Consider the following 15,066-nt stretch of genomic DNA (forward strand, 5'->3'; position numbering starts at 1 on the left):
GATTACTCTGAATCCTTTGTTGTTTCGGTAGGGAATGCGTCGGTTTCGTCGTCCGCGTACGGATCGGGAAAGCCCAGTTCTGCAAGCAACGTTCGTTCCAGTGCTTCCATTTCTTCGGCTTCTTCGTCATCAATATGGTCGTAACCAAGCAGATGCAAGCAGCCGTGAATCACCAGATGCGCCCAATGGGCCTTGAGCTCCTTGCCCTGTTCAGCGGCTTCGCGCTCGACCACGGCCACGCAGATCACCAGGTCGCCCAGCAGCGGGATGTCGAGGAACTCATCCGGCACGTCGGCCGGGAATGACAAGACGTTAGTTGCGTAGTCCTTTTGCCGCCAGGTGTGGTTCAGCTCGCGTCCTTCGGCTTCGTCGACCAGACGAATGGTCATCTCCGAGTCGGCGGTGCGCTGGCGCAGGGCCAGTTCGCACCACTGGCGGAACTCGGCCTCGCTGGGGGCGCAGGCTTCGGTAGCGATTTGCAGGTCAAGCTCAAGCATCGCGGCGGCTATCCTTGGCGGCGGCATCATCGGCCGCTTTGGTTTCGAAGCGCTCGTAGGCTTCGACGATGCGCTGTACCAGTGGATGGCGCACGACGTCCTTGGGCTGGAAGTGGGTGAAGCTGATCCCCGGCACATCCTTGAGCACTTCAATCACGTGGTGCAGGCCTGACTTGGTGCCGCGTGGCAGGTCGACCTGGGTGATGTCCCCGGTGATGACGGCCGTGGAGCCGAAGCCGATCCGGGTCAGGAACATCTTCATTTGCTCGACCGTGGTGTTCTGGCTTTCGTCGAGAATGATGAAGCTGTTGTTCAGCGTGCGGCCGCGCATGTAGGCCAGCGGCGCGACTTCGATCACCTGGCGCTCGATCAGCTTGGCGACGTATTCGAAACCGAGCATTTCGTAGAGCGCGTCGTAGAGCGGGCGCAGGTACGGGTCGATTTTTTGCGACAGGTCGCCGGGCAGGAAGCCGAGTTTTTCACCCGCTTCGACCGCCGGACGAACCAGCAGGATGCGGCGAATCTGCTCGCGCTCCAGTGCATCCACCGCGCAGGCGACAGCCAGGTAGGTCTTGCCGGTACCGGCCGGGCCGATGCCGAAGTTGATATCGTTACCGAGGATTTCCTTCACGTAGCGCAGCTGATTCAAGCCACGGGGGCGAATCATGCCTTTCTTGGTGCGCAGGGCCACGGACGGTTCGGCGGGGGAGTGGTTGTCCAGCTGCTCGACGGCCGATTCCTGCAGGAACAGGTGCACCATGTCCGGCGACAGCTCGGTACCCTTGGTTTCCCGGTACAGGCGGCGCAGGAGGTTTTCCGCGGAGGTGGTGTGTTTGGGTTCGCCGATCAGCTCGAACTGGTTTCCGCGATTGCGGATCTCGATGGTCAGGCGCTGTTCGATCAAGCGCAAATGCTCGTCGAATTGCCCGCACAGATTGGCGAAGCGGCGAGCTTCAAAAGGCTCGAGGATGAAACGATGTGGTTCTATGGGTGCGTTCAAGGTCGTATTTAGCCGCCCTGGGGCAATGGTGATGAGTTCAAGGATAGCGCCAGTGGCGTGGGTGCGAAAGCTCTTAAATAACCAACGTCGTACGCAGTCCCTGTGGGAGCGAGCTTGCTCGCGATGACGGCCTGACATTCAACATATGAGTTGTCTGGCCTGACGCTATCGCGAGCAAGCTCGCTCCCACAGTGGAATGCAGTGTTACTGGATCAGCGAGCCCCGCAGCGAGTGCGGCTGGGCGGCATCGATGTGCACGTCCGCGAACTGGCCGATCAGGGTCGGATTGTCGCAGCGGAAGTTGACGATACGATTATTCTCGGTCCGGCCTTGGAGCTCGCCCGGGTCCTTTTTCGAGTAATCGGTCACCAGGATTCGCTGGATCGAGCCGACCATTTGTCGGCTGATCTCGAAACCTTGCTGGTTCAAGCGATGCTGCAGGGCATTCAGGCGTTCTTTCTTCAGCTCTTCCGGAGTGTCGTCGGCCAGATCGGCGGCCGGTGTGCCCGGGCGCTGGCTGTAGACGAACGAGTAGGAAAAGTCGAAGCCGACGTCGGCAATCAGCTTCATGGTTTGCTCGAAGTCTTTCTCGGTCTCGCCGGGGAAGCCGACGATGAAGTCCGAGCTGATGCAGATTCCCGGCACGGCGGCGCGCAGTTTGCGCAGTTTGGATTTGTATTCAAGCGCGGTGTGGTTGCGTTTCATCGCCGCGAGGATGCGGTCCGAGCCCGATTGCACCGGCAAGTGCAGGTGCTTGACCAGCTCCGGCACGTCGGCGTGGGCCTGGATCAGGCTGTCGGAGAACTCCAGCGGGTGCGACGTGGTGTAGCGGATGCGGTCGATGCCATCGACCGCGGCGACCACGCGGATCAGCTCGGCCAGGTCGGCCAGGCGCCCGTCATGGGTGAGGCCGCGATAGCCGTTGACGTTCTGCCCCAGCAGTGTCACTTCCCGCACGCCGTTTTCGGCCAGGTGAATGATCTCGGCAATCACGTCGTCGAACGGCCGGCTGACCTCTTCACCGCGGGTGTAGGGCACCACGCAGAACGTGCAGTACTTGCTGCAACCTTCCATCACCGACACGTAAGCGCTCGGGCCGTCGATGCGGGGCTCGGGCAAGTGGTCGAACTTTTCGATTTCCGGGAACGAGACGTCGACTTGCGGCAGCTTGCTGATGCGCGCGGCGTCGATCATTTCCGGCAGGCGGTGCAGGGTCTGCGGGCCGAAGACAACGTCGACGTACGGTGCGCGATCGCGAATGGCCGCGCCTTCCTGGCTGGCCACGCAACCGCCGACGGCGATCACCATGTCCGGGTTGGCCAGCTTCAGTTCGCGCCAGCGGCCGAGCTGGGAGTAGACACGATCCTGGGCGCGTTCGCGGATCGAGCAGGTGTTGAGCAGGATCACGTCGGCGTCTTCAGCGCGAGCGGTGACTTCCAGGGCCTGATGTTCGCCCAGCAGATCGACCATGCGCGAGCTGTCGTACTCGTTCATCTGGCAACCGTGGGTTTCGATGTAAAGCTTCTTGGCCATGGAATAGAGTCATCACGTGATTCAAAGAACCGCGCATTATAGGGAACATGTACCCAGGTTCCTACCGCTGCGCGTCCGATGGCTATGCTATAGTTCGCGCCCTCATTTTTATCCCCCGATGTGTTTCGCCCACCATGACCAAACGTGAAGCTCCAATCTACAAGGTGATTTTCCTCAATCAGGGCCAGGTGTTCGAAATGTACGCCAAGCAGATCTATCAAAGTGATCTGTGGGGCTTTCTGGAAGTGGAAGAGTTCGTCTTTGGCGAGCGCACGCAAGTGGTCGTCGATCCGAGCGAAGAAAAGCTCAAGGCTCAGTTCGAAGGCGTAGTGCGCAGTTTTGTGCCGATGCATTCGATCGTGCGTATCGATGAAGTCGAGCGAATGGGAACACCGAAAATCAGCGAAGCCCGTGGCGCGGTCGGCAATGTCATGCCGTTTCCGATGCCGATGCCTGAGAAGTAAGGCTCAAGACCGGGTCGCCCCCAATCGCGAGCAAGCTCGCTCCCACAGTTGACCGAGTTCTCATATGGGAATGCAGTCGGATGTGGGAGCGAGCTTGCTCGCGATTGGGCCAGTCAGAACAACACGGAAGTCAGGGCAGTGGCGCGAACGGCGTACGCCCATCGGCGCTCTGCAATTCCATCAGGTATTTACGGAAGATTTGCCCGAGCACCTGGGTAGCAAGCTCCAGTTCTTCGCGGGGCATCTTTTCGGTGACTTCGTCGGCGGTGTCCAGGGCCTCTTCGGCGCCGTTGACCGCCGCCATCTTCAGCAGGATGTACGCCTGAACGTTATTGGCCGGCACGCCTTCGCCGTGGAAGAACATGGTGCCGAGTTTGAATTGTGCCTGGGCGTGGCCTTGCAGCGAGGCTTTTTCGAAATAGCTCAGGGCTTGATTGAGGTCGCGCGGCGTGTTTTTGCCTTCGTAGTAGAACTCACCCAACTCGTATTGCGCTTGCGCATCCCCTTCTTCCGACGCTTTCTGGCAGGCGGCGAGCGCCTGTTCCAGGTCTTGCGGCTGGGTATTGAGGGTGCAGCGACCCATCGCTGGGATTAACAACGAGTTGCCGCCTGCTTGTGCGTGCGCGAGCAGGGGCTGAAGAAGCAACAGGCAGCCCAGTGCAAGGGTGCGGCCGGTGCGGTTCATGGGAATCGACTTACCTCTGAAGGGCGCGCGGACCCATCGAGGGATCCAATAAGCGCGCATTATGAAATAAGCAGGGCCAACCTTACAAAGTCTTTACTCGTTTTTCTGCTGCACGGGAAATTTATCGCCCACTTTGCGGGGGATTATTAGCAGATGAGTAGGAAAAATCGTGGGAGCGTAGGCGAAAGCTGACGCTGGCAAGGGCCAGCGTCAGCATTTGAACGTTACTTCAAGGCCGCGAAGGCGCGCTCGGCGGCGTCCAGGGTCAGCTTCAGTTCAGCTTCGCCGTGGGCGATCGAAGTGAAACCGGCTTCGAATGCGCTCGGTGCCAGATACACGCCACCTTCGAGCATCAGGTGGAAGAAGCGGCCGAACAGGGCTGCGTCGCTGGCCATGACGTCATCGAAGGTGACGATGTCGTCGGCACCACTGAAGTACAGGCCGAACATGCCGCCGGCCTGGGTGGTCACGAACGGAATGCCGGCCGCATCGGCGCGCTGTTGCAGGCCGTCGAGCAGGCGAGTGGTGTAGTCGGTCAGCTCGGCGTGGAAGCCTGGGCGGCTGATCAGACGCAGGGTGGCCAGGCCGGCGGCCATCGCCAGCGGGTTACCGGACAGCGTACCGGCCTGGTACACCGGGCCCAGCGGGGCGATGCGCTGCATGATTTCGCGCTTGCCGCCGAAGCAGCCAACCGGCATGCCGCCACCGATGATCTTGCCGAAGGTGGTCAGGTCCGGCGTCACGCCGTAGTACGCCTGGGCACCGCCGAGGGCGACACGGAAACCGGTCATCACTTCGTCGAAAATCAGCACCACGCCGTGCTTGTCGCACAGGGTCCGCAGGCCTTCGAGGAAACCCGGTGCCGGCGGCACGCAGTTCATGTTGCCGGCCACTGGCTCGACGATGATGCAGGCCACGTCCTGGCCGACTTCGGCGAGCATGGTTTCTACCGCGTCGATGTCGTTGAACGGCAGGGTCAGGGTGTGTTTGGCGAATGCCGCCGGTACACCGGCCGAGCTCGGTACGCCTTGGGTCAGTGCGCCGGAACCGGCCTTGACCAGCAGGCTGTCGGAGTGACCGTGGTAGCAGCCTTCGAACTTGATGATGCTGTCGCGGCCGGTGAAGCCACGGGCCAGGCGAATGGCGCTCATGGTCGCTTCGGTGCCGGAGCTGACCATGCGCACCATTTCCATCGACGGCACGAGGGAGCAGACCAGGTCGGCCATCTGCGTTTCCATCTCGGTCGGGGCGCCGTAGGACAGGCCGTGCTCAAGCTGTTTACGCACCGCGTCCAGTACGTCCGGGTGGCTGTGGCCGAGAATCATCGGGCCCCAGGAACCGACGTAATCCACATAGCGCTTGTCGTCTTCGTCGGTGACGTAGGCGCCTTCGGCGTGCTTGAAGAACAGTGGCGTGCCGCCGACACTCTTGAACGCGCGAACCGGCGAGTTCACGCCACCGGGAATGTGTTTCTGGGCATTGGCAAACAGCGTTTCGGAACGAGACATGATCGGGCTCTCAGACTTTTAGTAATTCATTGAATGCGCGGGCGCGGCGGGTTACTTCAGCCGTGCTTTCGGCGCCAAACAGGCCATGCACCACGGCCAGCAGGTCGACACCATGGGCCACCAGCGGCGCGGCGTTTTCCAGGGTGATGCCGCCGATCGCGCAGATCGGCAGGTGCAGTTTGCTGCGTGCCTGGTCGAGCAGGTCGAGACTGCAGGTCGGGGCGCCGGGTTTGGTGTTGGAATTGAAGAAGCGGCCGAACGCGACGTAGCTGGCGCCTTCTTTGACGGCCTGTTCGGCGAGGTCGAGTTGCGCATGGCAGGTCGAACCGATGATTGCATCGCGACCCAGCAGGGCGCGGGTCGGAGACAATGGACCATCAGTTTGACCCAAGTGCACGCCGACATTCAGGCGTGCGGCCAACTCAGCGTCATCATTGATGATCAACCGGGTGTTGTAGCGTTCGCATAAATCACGCAAGGCTTCGGCTTCGCGCAGACGACGGGCTTCGTCACTGCTCTTGTCGCGGTATTGCAGCAAGGTGACGCCGCCTTCCAGCGCCGCCTCCACGTACTTGAGCAGCTTACCGTCCAGCAAATGGCTGTCGGTAATGGCGTACAGGCCACGTAGTTTCATCGGACAAGCCTCACCGCATTACAAATAGAAGTTACGAACAGAAATCCAGTGGCAAACGGCGCGGCACGAACTGGCCTTTGCCCAACTGCTCGGCATCTCGCAGGGTGCGCCACGTGTAGTTAAGCGCGGTCTGCACGGCGCTGGCGAGGTTTTCGCCCTGGGCCAGACGACCGGCCAGCGCACTGGCCAGGGTGCAACCGGAACCGTGATAACTGCCCGGCAAACGCTGGCAGGTAAAGGTTTCGCGCAGGCCGTCACGGCTGTACAGGCGATTGTGGATTTCGGTTTCGTCGCCATGGCCGCCGGTGATCAGCAGGTGTTTGACGAACGGCAGGAGTTTTTCTGCGCACTCGTCCGCGGTGCCTTCGGGCAGTTCGGCGAGGATGCGGGCTTCGGGAAGGTTGGGGGTCGCAATGATCGAAAGGGGCAGCAGGCGTTCGCGCATGGCGTAGCCGACTTCGTCCTTACCCAGGCGTCCGCCGCCACCGGCGCGCAGCACCGGGTCGCAGACCACCGGCAAGTGCGGGTGCGCCGAAAGCAGTTCGACCACGGTGTCGACCATTTCCAGGGAACCGAGCATGCCCAGTTTGACGGCGGCGACTTCGGAGTCGTTGAGCACGGCATTGGCCTGGGCCAGTACCCACTCACGGTCCAGGACGCGGAAGTCAGTGACATTGACGGTGTCTTGCACGGTCAGGGCGGTGACGGCCGGAGCCGCATGGCAACCCTGTGCGAGCAGGGCTTCGATATCTGCCTGCAAGCCGGCGCCACCACTTGGGTCGTGGCCGGAGAGACAGAGGACAACGGGGCGAGAGCTGTAGATATTCATGGTGCGCGAGCTTACCACCAAACCTGTTTTTCGGGTGTTGTGGCAGTGTGTTTGGTCGATACATTGTGGCGAGGGGGCTTGCCCCCGTTGGGCAGCGAAGCGGCCCCAGTGACCCGTCAGGTTCATCGAGTCGGCTGGTTTTACGACTGCTTCGCAGCCGAACGGGGGCAAGCCCCCTCGCCACATTGATATTCCTGTCATTGATAATCGTTCGTTGGTGTTGCTGGAACGCCCGTTCTAGAGCCTTTGTAGGAAAAATTTCTGTGGTTCTCATTGGCCATCAACGGCTATGCTAGAGTGGATCCAAACCAATAACAGGTGATACCGGTTTTACGTCTGCTCAAAAGGAATGGGGGGCTTCCTGACAGAACCGGACAGGCCACGCTGGGGCTTCAATGCGCTATTTGCTGATGTTGCTGTTGTGTTTGCCCCTCCTGGCAAACGCCGTCGAGTTCGATGAGTTCACTCAAAGCCTCCCCTTGGGCCGAACCCTGCAGGTCTATGAGGACGCAGGTGGTCAGGCGACCATCGCGGATATCCGTGCGCAAGCGGCGGCCGGCAACTTCAAACCGCACCACAAAGATACGCTTAACGCCGGGTACTCGCGTTCGGTGTTCTGGCTGAAAATCGACCTGCATTACCGTCCAGCCAATCCGGCGGCGCAAAGGACCTGGCTGCTGGAACTGGCCTATCCGCCCCTCGATCATCTCGATCTCTATTTGCCTGATGCGGCCGGCAACTATCAGTTGGTCAGGCAGACCGGCGATGCCTTGCCCTTCGCCAGCCGCGAGATTCGTCAGAACAACTATCTGTTCGACCTGACGTTCAAGCCGGACCAGGCCGAAACCGTATTCATGCGCTTGCAAAGCGAAGGCTCGATCCAGGCGCCGGTAACCTTGTGGTCGAGCACCGCCTACCTCGAAGAGCAGCCCGTGCGCCTCTACGTACTGGGGCTGATCTACGGCGTACTGCTGGGGATGCTGGTCTACAACCTGTTCATCTACCTCAGCGTGCGCGACACCAGTTACCTCTACTACATCTTTTATATCGCCTCGTTCGGCTTGTATCAGCTGTCGGTAAACGGTGCGGCCGTGCAGTATTTCTGGCCGGACAATCCGTGGTGGGCTAACGCTGCGACGCCGTTTTTCATCGGCTGTGCGGGGCTGTTCGGCAGTCAGTTCGCCCGCAGTTTCCTGCAGATGGCTACCCACAGTCGCTGGCTTGACCGCTTGTTGCTGGCGCTGGTTGCCTTCAGTGCGCTGGTGATCGGCCTGTCATTGATGACCAGCTATGCCCTGGCCTTGCGCCTGGCCACGGCCCTGGCGCTGACATTCACCGTGGTGATTTTTGCCGCCGGGATCTTTGCCTGGCTGCGGGGCCTGCGGGTGGCGCGGTATTTCATCATTGCCTGGTCGGCGTTTTTACTCGGTGGCATCGTCAATACGCTGATGGTGCTTGGATACCTGCCGAACGTGTTCCTGACCATGTATTCCAGTCAGATCGGCTCGGCCATCGAAGTGGCGTTGCTGTCCCTGGCGCTGGCCGACCGCATCAACGCCATGCGCGAGCAGCAGGCTCAAACCCTGTTCGACGCCAGCCAGAAGCTTGAAGTCCTCAACCAGCAACTGGCTCACAGTAACAAGCTCAAGGACGAGTTCCTTGCCACCCTGACCCACGAATTGCGCACGCCCATGAATGGTGTGATCGGTTCACTGGAGCTGATGCAGACGGTCGAGATGGACCCGGAACTCGAGTACTACCAGCAGACGGCTTCGGGGTCGGCGCGGGACATGATGCGCATGGTCAACGGCATCCTCACCCTCACCGAACTGCAGGCCGGCAAACTCAAGGCCTCGGCCGACACCTTCAGCTTGCGTGGCGTGGTCGAGGCACTGCGCACGCAGTTCGAGGGCAACGCATCGAGCAAGTCGCTGGACTTCAAGGTCGATGTCGCGCCAGGTGTGCCGGATCGCTTGCTCGGCGACAACGTCAAGATCGCGCAGTGCCTGGAATGCCTGCTGGATAACGCCATCAAATTCACAAAGGTCGGCGGTCTGGCGCTACGGGTGACCGGCAAGACCATCGAGCCCGACCGGCTGGCGTTGACCTTTGCGGTGATCGACACGGGCATTGGTTTCACCGATTTAGGGGAGGCCACGATGTATCAACGGTTCTTCCAGCTCGATGGCTCGATGACCCGTGAATACGGTGGCCTGGGGGTTGGCCTGGCGATTTGCCGACAGTTGGTCGAATTGCTCGGTGGGCGACTGACTCATCGCTCCGAGCCAGGGCGCGGCAGCCGGTTTCAGCTGGATGTGGAAGTCGGGTTGCCGGCGGCCGAACGTCCGGTGACGCCGTTGATGCCCCGGGATTTTCCGCGCCTGCGCTTGCCCCAGGATTGTGCCGTGCTGTTGGTGGATGACAACAGCATCAGCCAGTTGGTGATGCGCGGCATGTTGCTCAAGCTGGGCTTTCGCGTACGTACAGCCAACAGCGTCGATGTCGCGCTCGATCTGTTGCAGCGCGAAGTGTTTGACGCGGTGCTGGTCGATTGTCAGTTGCCGCTGCCGGACGGTGAGTCGGTGTGCTGCCGGATCCGCGCGTTACCCGGTTATGCCGAGCTGCCGTTGTTCATGATCGCCCTGAGCGGTGACCGTGAGCGCTGCCCGACCGGCGCAGTGATTGATCACTTGAGCAAGCCGGTGAAATTCGAAGACTTGCAGGCCGCGCTCTACCGCCGTGTGCTCTGCCCGAAGCAGGGCGAAAGCGCCGACAGTTAGGCGTATATGACACTTTGTTCGGCCGAGGGGCGGTGCTTAACTGAAGTCCCTTGGCCGACCAAAGGAGCCCTGTCATGAACCTGCATCAGTTCGCCGAAACCCACGAAGTCACCAACCAGCCACCGTCACTGGACGGCGCCAATCTGTACCGCATCGACTTGCCGTTGCAGGAATGGTCGCGGCGCTTCGGGGCCGGTTGGGCCGAATCGCGGATCGACGCCTATGGCGCGCTGGCCGGTGGCCCGTTGATGGAAGCCGGGTTCCTGGCCAATCAGAACAAGCCGGTGTTCAACAGCCATGACCGGTTTGGTCATCGCATTGATCTGGTGGAGTTTCATCCGGCCTATCATCAATTAATGCGCACGGCGGTCGAACACGGCCTGACCTCGCTGCCCTGGGCGCACCCGCAGGACGGCGCCCATGTCGCCCGCGCGTCCATGACCTATTTGCACAGCCAGGCCGAGGCCGGCAGTGGATGTCCGCTGACCATGACCTTCGCCAGCGTTCCGGCCATGCGCCTGCAACCGGACCTGGCGCAAAAGTGGCTGCCGAAAATCCTCGCCACCGAATACGACCCGCGCAATGTCGGCATGGTCCACAAGGCCGGAGTCACCATCGGCATGGCCATGACCGAGAAGCAGGGCGGTACCGACGTGCGGGCCAATACCACCAAGGCCTATCCGGTCGGCGCCAGCGGTCCGGGCCAGGCCTATGAACTTGTGGGGCACAAGTGGTTTTGCTCGGCGCCGATGTGCGACGCCTTCCTGACACTGGCGCAGACCGACAAGGGCCTGACCTGTTTCCTGTTGCCGCGCCATCGTCCGGACGACACGCGCAATCAGTTCTATATCCAGCGCCTGAAGAACAAGCTCGGCAACTGCTCCAACGCTTCCAGCGAAGTGGAGTTCCGTGGAGCACTGGCGTGGATGGTCGGTGAAGAGGGCCGTGGTGTTCCGACGATCATCGAGATGGTCGCCATGACCCGCTTCGATTGCATGGTCGGTTCCAGTTCGCTGATGCGTCAGGCGCTGACCCAGGCCAGCCATCACTGCGCTCACCGATCGGTTGGCGGCAAACTGCTCAGCGAACAGCCGTTGATGCAGAACGTACTGGCGGATCTGGCGCTTGAAAGCGAAGCGGCCCTGGCGTTGAGCCTGCGCATGGGCCGGGCGCTGGATCATCTGGATGATTCGCAGGAAGCCAAATTCGCCCGCCTGGTGACGGCGGTGGGCAAGTACTGGATCTGCAAACGGGCGCCGGCGATGATCAACGAAGCGGCCGAATGCATGGGCGGCGCGGGTTATGTCGAAGACAGCATCCTGCCGCGGCTTTACCGCGAGGCGCCGGTGAATTCGACCTGGGAAGGCTCCGGTAACGTGCAGTGCCTCGACGTGCTGCGTGCCCTGTCGAAAGAACCAGGCGTGCTCGATGCGCTGTTCAGCGAGTTGGGCGATGGCCATGGCGACAAGCGCCTGGCTGCGCACATCCATCAATTGCAGGCGGCCTTCAAGGACACCAGCGACATCCAGTACCGCGCCCGGCAACTGACTGAAGACATTGCCCTGGGGCTGCAGGCCAAGCTGTTGCTGGAAGCCGGGAATGCGGTGGTCAGTGATGCGTTTATTGCCAGTCGCCTGGATGGCGGCGGCCGAGTGTATGGCGCGTTACCTCGAGGGCTGGACGTGGAAGCGATTGTCGCGCGCTCGACTCCTCAAGGCTTCTGGTCAGCGCCGTAAACTCCTGTGGGAGCGAGCTTGCTCGCGATGACGGATCAACATTCAACAGTGATGTTGACTGATGCGCCGCTATCGCGAGCAAGCTCGCTCCCACAGTTGTTCTCTGTACACAGTCAATGCCACTGTTCCCGTGAAGCGACGATGCAGGCAAGATGAAGGTCTGCAAGTCAGAACACAGGATGCTGATCGTGACCGAAGCTTTTATTGTCGTTCAAACCGCCGAGCAAGCCGTGGATCGGCTTGCACTCTTGCACAATCGTGCAACCACCGCGTTGAGCCAGGCGCTCAAGCGCTACCTCAAGGATCGCGTCGAGCCCGATGCAGAACAGCGCTCGATGTTCCGCTATCCCGAATTGCGCCTGACCTATCACTGCCAGGGCGAAGTCCCGCAGACCACCCGTGCCTACGCCAAGGTTCAGCTGCCGGGCACCTACAGCGTCACCGTCACCCATCCCTCGGCTTTCCGTAAGTACCTGCTGGAACAGCTCGTTCCGCTGATGCACGACTTCACCGTGACCGTGGAAGTCGGTGTCAGCCAGCAGAACATCCCGTATCCGTATGTGGTCGAGCAGGGTGATGAGCTGGCGGGTTCCGGTGTCACTGCCCCCGTGCTGGCGCGGGTGTTCCCGAGTACCGACCTGTCGGCGGCGACCGACGGCATTGCCGACGGTCTGTACGATTGGGAAAACACCGATCCGCTGCCGTTGGCGCTGTTCGATGCCGCGCGAGTGGATTTCTCCCTGCGCCGACTGGTGCATTACACCGGCAGCGACTGGCGGCATGTGCAGCCGTGGATTCTGCTGACCAACTATCACCGCTACGTCGATCAGTTCATCGTCCATGGTCTGGAGCAACTGCGCAACGACCCGCGTTTCGTGCGCATGGTGCTGCCGGGCAACGTGATCATCGAAAAGAGCATGGATCACGGCGAAGCCTCGGCGATTGCCGCCGGGGTGGTCTGGCACCGCTACCAGATGCCGGCGTATCACCTGATCGCCAGCGATGGGCACGGCGTGACCCTGGTGAACATCGGTGTCGGCCCGTCCAACGCCAAGAACATCACCGACCACCTGGCCGTGCTGCGCCCGCACTGCTGGCTGATGATCGGTCACTGCGGCGGCCTGCGTCAGTCGCAGACCATTGGCGACTACGTGCTGGCCCACGCCTACATGCGTCGCGACGGAATTCTCGACCGGGTGGTGCCGCCGAACATTCCGATTCCGGCGTTGGCCGAAGTGCAGCTCGCGCTTCAGCAAGCGGCGGCCAACGTCACCGGCGAGAAGGGCGACGAACTGAAGAAACGCCTGCGTACCGGCACCGTGCTGACCTACGACGACCGTAACTGGGAGCTGCGCTGGGCGCAGGAACGGCCGCTGATCAACCTGTCCCGCGCCGTGGCGGTGGACATGGAAAGCGGCACCATTGCCGCGCAGGGTTATCGCTTGCGAGTGCCGTACGGCACGTTGCTGTGCGTCTCGGACAAGCCGCTGCACAGCGAAATCAAGTTGCCGGGCTCGGCCAACGCTTTCTATGAGCGCGCGGTCAGCCAGCACCTGAAGATCGGTATCGAGGCGGTGGATCTGTTGCGCACCGAACTCAACTCGCTGCACTCGCGCAAACTGCGCAGCTTCGACGAGCCGCCGTTCCGCTAACGGTTTGTCATGGTCATTTGGCGGTCAGGGCACTAGCATTAGCAGCCCTGACCGTTAGATGTTGTTTTGCCCATGTCGCGTCCATCTCGTCCACCTTCCCGTCGCCCCGGCGCGAAACCATCCCCATCAGCCCCGCGCCGTGTCGCCAAGGCGCCACCAGCCGAGCCGAAGCTGATCCTGTTCAACAAACCTTTCGATGTGCTGACGCAATTCAGCGACGGCGACGGGCGCGCGACCCTCAAGGATTACATCGATGTACCGGGCATCTATCCGGCCGGACGGCTGGACCGCGACAGCGAAGGCTTGTTGCTGCTGACCAACGATGGCCAGCTTCAGGCGCGGATCGCCGACCCGAAACACAAGCTGGCCAAGACCTATTGGGTGCAGGTCGAGGGCGAGCCGAACACCGAACAGTTGCAGCGCTTGCGCGACGGCGTCGAATTGAATGACGGCATGACCTTGCCCGCCGAGGCACGGCAACTGGACGAGCCTGAGCTGTGGCCACGCAATCCGCCGGTTCGCTTTCGTAAAAGCGTGCCGACCAGCTGGCTGGAGTTGGTGATTCGCGAAGGGCGCAACCGGCAGGTGCGGCGCATGACCGCTGCGGTCGGGTTGCCGACCTTGCGCCTGGTGCGAGTCAGGATCGGCGACTGGACGATCGAAGGGCTCGATCAGGGGCAGTGGAAAGAAGTTCCGGCGCGCTTATAAAGTGCCGGATTCGATCAGGCCGATGACCACACTTTTGATCACGAATGCAGCAACACCAAGGCCGAGCACGAAGAACAGAATGAACGAGCCAAAGCGCCCGGCCTTGGACTTCTTCGCCAGATCCCAGACGATGAAACCCATGAAAATGATCAGGATCGTGACCAGTCCGGTCATCATCCACTCTTCGAATACTGCAGGATCCATCGAACATCTCCAGCACAGGCGAGGCTAAAAGGGCGCGGCGAGTATACGCCGCACTGGCTTCGTGCAGTATTGACCTGCGTCGGTGTGTCGCAGTCATTCGTCACCTGTGCCGGCCCCATCGCGAGCAAGCTCGCTCCCACAGGTTTTGTATGGATCACGATACTGCGGTCAACACAAAACTTTGTGGGAGCGAGCTTGCTCGCGATGGCGTCCTCAGCTGCGCAGATGAGTCAAAGGCAGTTCGGTGCTGTTCAACACCTGATTCAACACAAAACTCGATCGCACGCTGGTCACGCCTTCAATCCGCGTCAGATGCCCCAGCAGCAGTTTCTGGTAGTGATCCATGTCCGGCACCACGACCTTGAGCTGATAGTCGGCATCCATCCCGGTCACCAGGCTGCATTCGAGCACTTGGGGCAGGGTGCGGATGGCCGCTTCGAAATTCTCGAAACGCTCCGGCGTGTGACGGTCCATGCCGATCAGCACGTAAGCGGTCAGGCTCAGGCCGAGCATCTTGCGGTCGAGCAGGGCGACCTGGCGGGAAATGTAACCGTCGTCTTCCAGTTGCTTGACCCGCCGCGAGCACGGCGAAGGCGACAGGCCGATGCGCTCGGCCAGCTCCTGGTTGGAGATGCGTGCGTCGCGCTGCAATTCCGCCAGAATACTCAGGTCGTAACGGTCGAGCTTGCTCATCAATCGGTCCTTTGTCGTAACTATTGCGGAGGATTATGTATCTAGGGTTAAAAATTGCGCAAGTGATGTTTAATTCAGCAATCTTCGCAATCCTCTGCCGACGCTCCCGGCCTATTCTTATCACCAGAATCACTGCTCGGACA

At 60.9% G+C, this 15,066-nt stretch carries 14 protein-coding genes; 5 read left to right on the plus strand and 9 right to left on the minus strand.

The annotated features are described in order from the left end of the window. Positions 1-2: 2 nt before the first annotated feature. The 3 genes from ybeY to miaB all read right to left on the minus strand — a co-directional run bounded on the left by ybeY (position 3) and on the right by miaB (position 3,030). Positions 3-497: an rRNA maturation RNase YbeY gene (ybeY, locus tag KW840_RS23360; RefSeq protein WP_057713168.1), complete on the minus strand. Its 495-nt coding sequence runs from the start codon at positions 495-497 to the stop codon at positions 3-5. Beyond that, positions 490-1,497 carry a PhoH family protein gene (locus tag KW840_RS23365; protein ID WP_008022966.1) on the minus strand — a complete coding sequence of 336 codons (1,008 nt, stop codon included), beginning with the start codon at positions 1,495-1,497 and terminating at the stop codon, positions 490-492. The genes ybeY and KW840_RS23365 overlap by 8 nt, the downstream gene beginning before the upstream one ends. 204 nt (positions 1,498-1,701) lie before the next feature. Next, positions 1,702-3,030 carry a tRNA (N6-isopentenyl adenosine(37)-C2)-methylthiotransferase MiaB gene (gene miaB, locus KW840_RS23370; protein ID WP_015096961.1) on the minus strand — a complete coding sequence of 443 codons (1,329 nt, stop codon included), beginning with the start codon at positions 3,028-3,030 and terminating at the stop codon, positions 1,702-1,704. 134 nt (positions 3,031-3,164) lie between these two features. Here miaB and KW840_RS23375 point away from each other — a divergent pair, with 134 nt between their 5' ends. Next, positions 3,165-3,494, plus strand: coding sequence for a DUF1820 family protein (locus KW840_RS23375; RefSeq protein WP_008052403.1), 330 nt, complete (start codon positions 3,165-3,167; stop codon positions 3,492-3,494). Between the two features lie 130 nt (positions 3,495-3,624). Here the strand turns inward: KW840_RS23375 and KW840_RS23380 are convergent, their stop codons facing one another. The 4 genes from KW840_RS23380 to KW840_RS23395 form a co-directional block, all read right to left on the minus strand. Then, positions 3,625-4,179 carry a tetratricopeptide repeat protein gene (locus KW840_RS23380; protein WP_057713169.1) on the minus strand — a complete coding sequence of 185 codons (555 nt, stop codon included), beginning with the start codon at positions 4,177-4,179 and terminating at the stop codon, positions 3,625-3,627. Positions 4,180-4,403: 224 nt separating this feature from the next. Further along, the gene (gene hemL / locus KW840_RS23385; protein ID WP_218497962.1) at positions 4,404-5,687 is read right to left on the minus strand and encodes a glutamate-1-semialdehyde 2,1-aminomutase; all 1,284 of its coding nucleotides are present in this window, start codon (positions 5,685-5,687) and stop codon (positions 4,404-4,406) included. Between the two features lie 10 nt (positions 5,688-5,697). Then, on the minus strand, positions 5,698-6,321 hold the full coding sequence (gene thiE / locus KW840_RS23390; RefSeq protein ID WP_057713170.1) for a thiamine phosphate synthase: 624 nt from the start codon (positions 6,319-6,321) through the stop codon (positions 5,698-5,700). A 31-nt stretch (positions 6,322-6,352) separates the two neighbouring features. Continuing rightward, a complete protein-coding gene (locus tag KW840_RS23395) occupies positions 6,353-7,150 on the minus strand; it encodes a hydroxymethylpyrimidine/phosphomethylpyrimidine kinase (RefSeq protein ID WP_057713171.1) in 798 nt (265 codons plus the stop codon). A 395-nt stretch (positions 7,151-7,545) separates the two neighbouring features. On the opposite strand from KW840_RS23395, the gene KW840_RS23400 reads away from it, so the two are divergent. The 4 genes from KW840_RS23400 to KW840_RS23415 all read left to right on the plus strand — a co-directional run bounded on the left by KW840_RS23400 (position 7,546) and on the right by KW840_RS23415 (position 14,026). Next, on the plus strand, positions 7,546-9,930 hold the full coding sequence (locus KW840_RS23400) for a hybrid sensor histidine kinase/response regulator (RefSeq protein WP_218497963.1): 2,385 nt from the start codon (positions 7,546-7,548) through the stop codon (positions 9,928-9,930). A gap of 74 nt (positions 9,931-10,004) precedes the next feature. After that, positions 10,005-11,666 (plus strand): acyl-CoA dehydrogenase family protein, encoded by a 1,662-nt coding sequence (locus KW840_RS23405; RefSeq protein WP_218497964.1) that lies wholly within the window; start codon positions 10,005-10,007, stop codon positions 11,664-11,666. 152 nt (positions 11,667-11,818) lie between these two features. Further along, the gene (amn, locus tag KW840_RS23410) at positions 11,819-13,318 is read left to right on the plus strand and encodes an AMP nucleosidase (RefSeq protein WP_191622263.1); all 1,500 of its coding nucleotides are present in this window, start codon (positions 11,819-11,821) and stop codon (positions 13,316-13,318) included. A 72-nt stretch (positions 13,319-13,390) separates the two neighbouring features. Next, on the plus strand, positions 13,391-14,026 hold the full coding sequence (locus tag KW840_RS23415; protein ID WP_102670798.1) for a pseudouridine synthase: 636 nt from the start codon (positions 13,391-13,393) through the stop codon (positions 14,024-14,026). On the opposite strand, the gene KW840_RS23420 is transcribed toward KW840_RS23415, so the two are convergent. Beyond that, positions 14,021-14,230, minus strand: coding sequence for a DUF2788 domain-containing protein (locus tag KW840_RS23420; RefSeq protein ID WP_008022976.1), 210 nt, complete (start codon positions 14,228-14,230; stop codon positions 14,021-14,023). The genes KW840_RS23415 and KW840_RS23420 overlap by 6 nt on opposite strands. 213 nt (positions 14,231-14,443) lie before the next feature. After that, a complete protein-coding gene (locus KW840_RS23425; RefSeq protein WP_007937367.1) occupies positions 14,444-14,923 on the minus strand; it encodes an Lrp/AsnC family transcriptional regulator in 480 nt (159 codons plus the stop codon). Between the last annotated feature and the right edge of the window lie 143 nt (positions 14,924-15,066).

The sequence above is a fragment of the Pseudomonas sp. PDM30 genome, from assembly GCF_019218985.1.
GTDB lineage: Bacteria > Pseudomonadota > Gammaproteobacteria > Pseudomonadales > Pseudomonadaceae > Aquipseudomonas > Aquipseudomonas jessenii.

Excerpts from the sequence above, each read along its gene's own strand:
- ybeY (WP_057713168.1), bottom strand. The coding sequence starts at position 497 with ATGCTTGAGCTTGACCTGCAAATCGCTACCGAAGCCTGCGCCCCCAGC.
- miaB (WP_015096961.1), bottom strand. The coding sequence starts at position 3,030 with ATGGCCAAGAAGCTTTACATCGAAACCCACGGTTGCCAGATGAACGAG.
- KW840_RS23375 (WP_008052403.1), top strand. The coding sequence starts at position 3,165 with ATGACCAAACGTGAAGCTCCAATCTACAAGGTGATTTTCCTCAATCAG.
- KW840_RS23380 (WP_057713169.1), bottom strand. The coding sequence starts at position 4,179 with ATGAACCGCACCGGCCGCACCCTTGCACTGGGCTGCCTGTTGCTTCTT.
- hemL (WP_218497962.1), bottom strand. The coding sequence starts at position 5,687 with ATGTCTCGTTCCGAAACGCTGTTTGCCAATGCCCAGAAACACATTCCC.
- thiE (WP_057713170.1), bottom strand. The coding sequence starts at position 6,321 with ATGAAACTACGTGGCCTGTACGCCATTACCGACAGCCATTTGCTGGAC.
- KW840_RS23395 (WP_057713171.1), bottom strand. The coding sequence starts at position 7,150 with ATGAATATCTACAGCTCTCGCCCCGTTGTCCTCTGTCTCTCCGGCCAC.
- KW840_RS23400 (WP_218497963.1), top strand. The coding sequence starts at position 7,546 with ATGCGCTATTTGCTGATGTTGCTGTTGTGTTTGCCCCTCCTGGCAAAC.
- KW840_RS23405 (WP_218497964.1), top strand. The coding sequence starts at position 10,005 with ATGAACCTGCATCAGTTCGCCGAAACCCACGAAGTCACCAACCAGCCA.
- amn (WP_191622263.1), top strand. The coding sequence starts at position 11,819 with ATGAAGGTCTGCAAGTCAGAACACAGGATGCTGATCGTGACCGAAGCT.
- KW840_RS23415 (WP_102670798.1), top strand. The coding sequence starts at position 13,391 with ATGTCGCGTCCATCTCGTCCACCTTCCCGTCGCCCCGGCGCGAAACCA.
- KW840_RS23420 (WP_008022976.1), bottom strand. The coding sequence starts at position 14,230 with ATGGATCCTGCAGTATTCGAAGAGTGGATGATGACCGGACTGGTCACG.
- KW840_RS23425 (WP_007937367.1), bottom strand. The coding sequence starts at position 14,923 with ATGAGCAAGCTCGACCGTTACGACCTGAGTATTCTGGCGGAATTGCAG.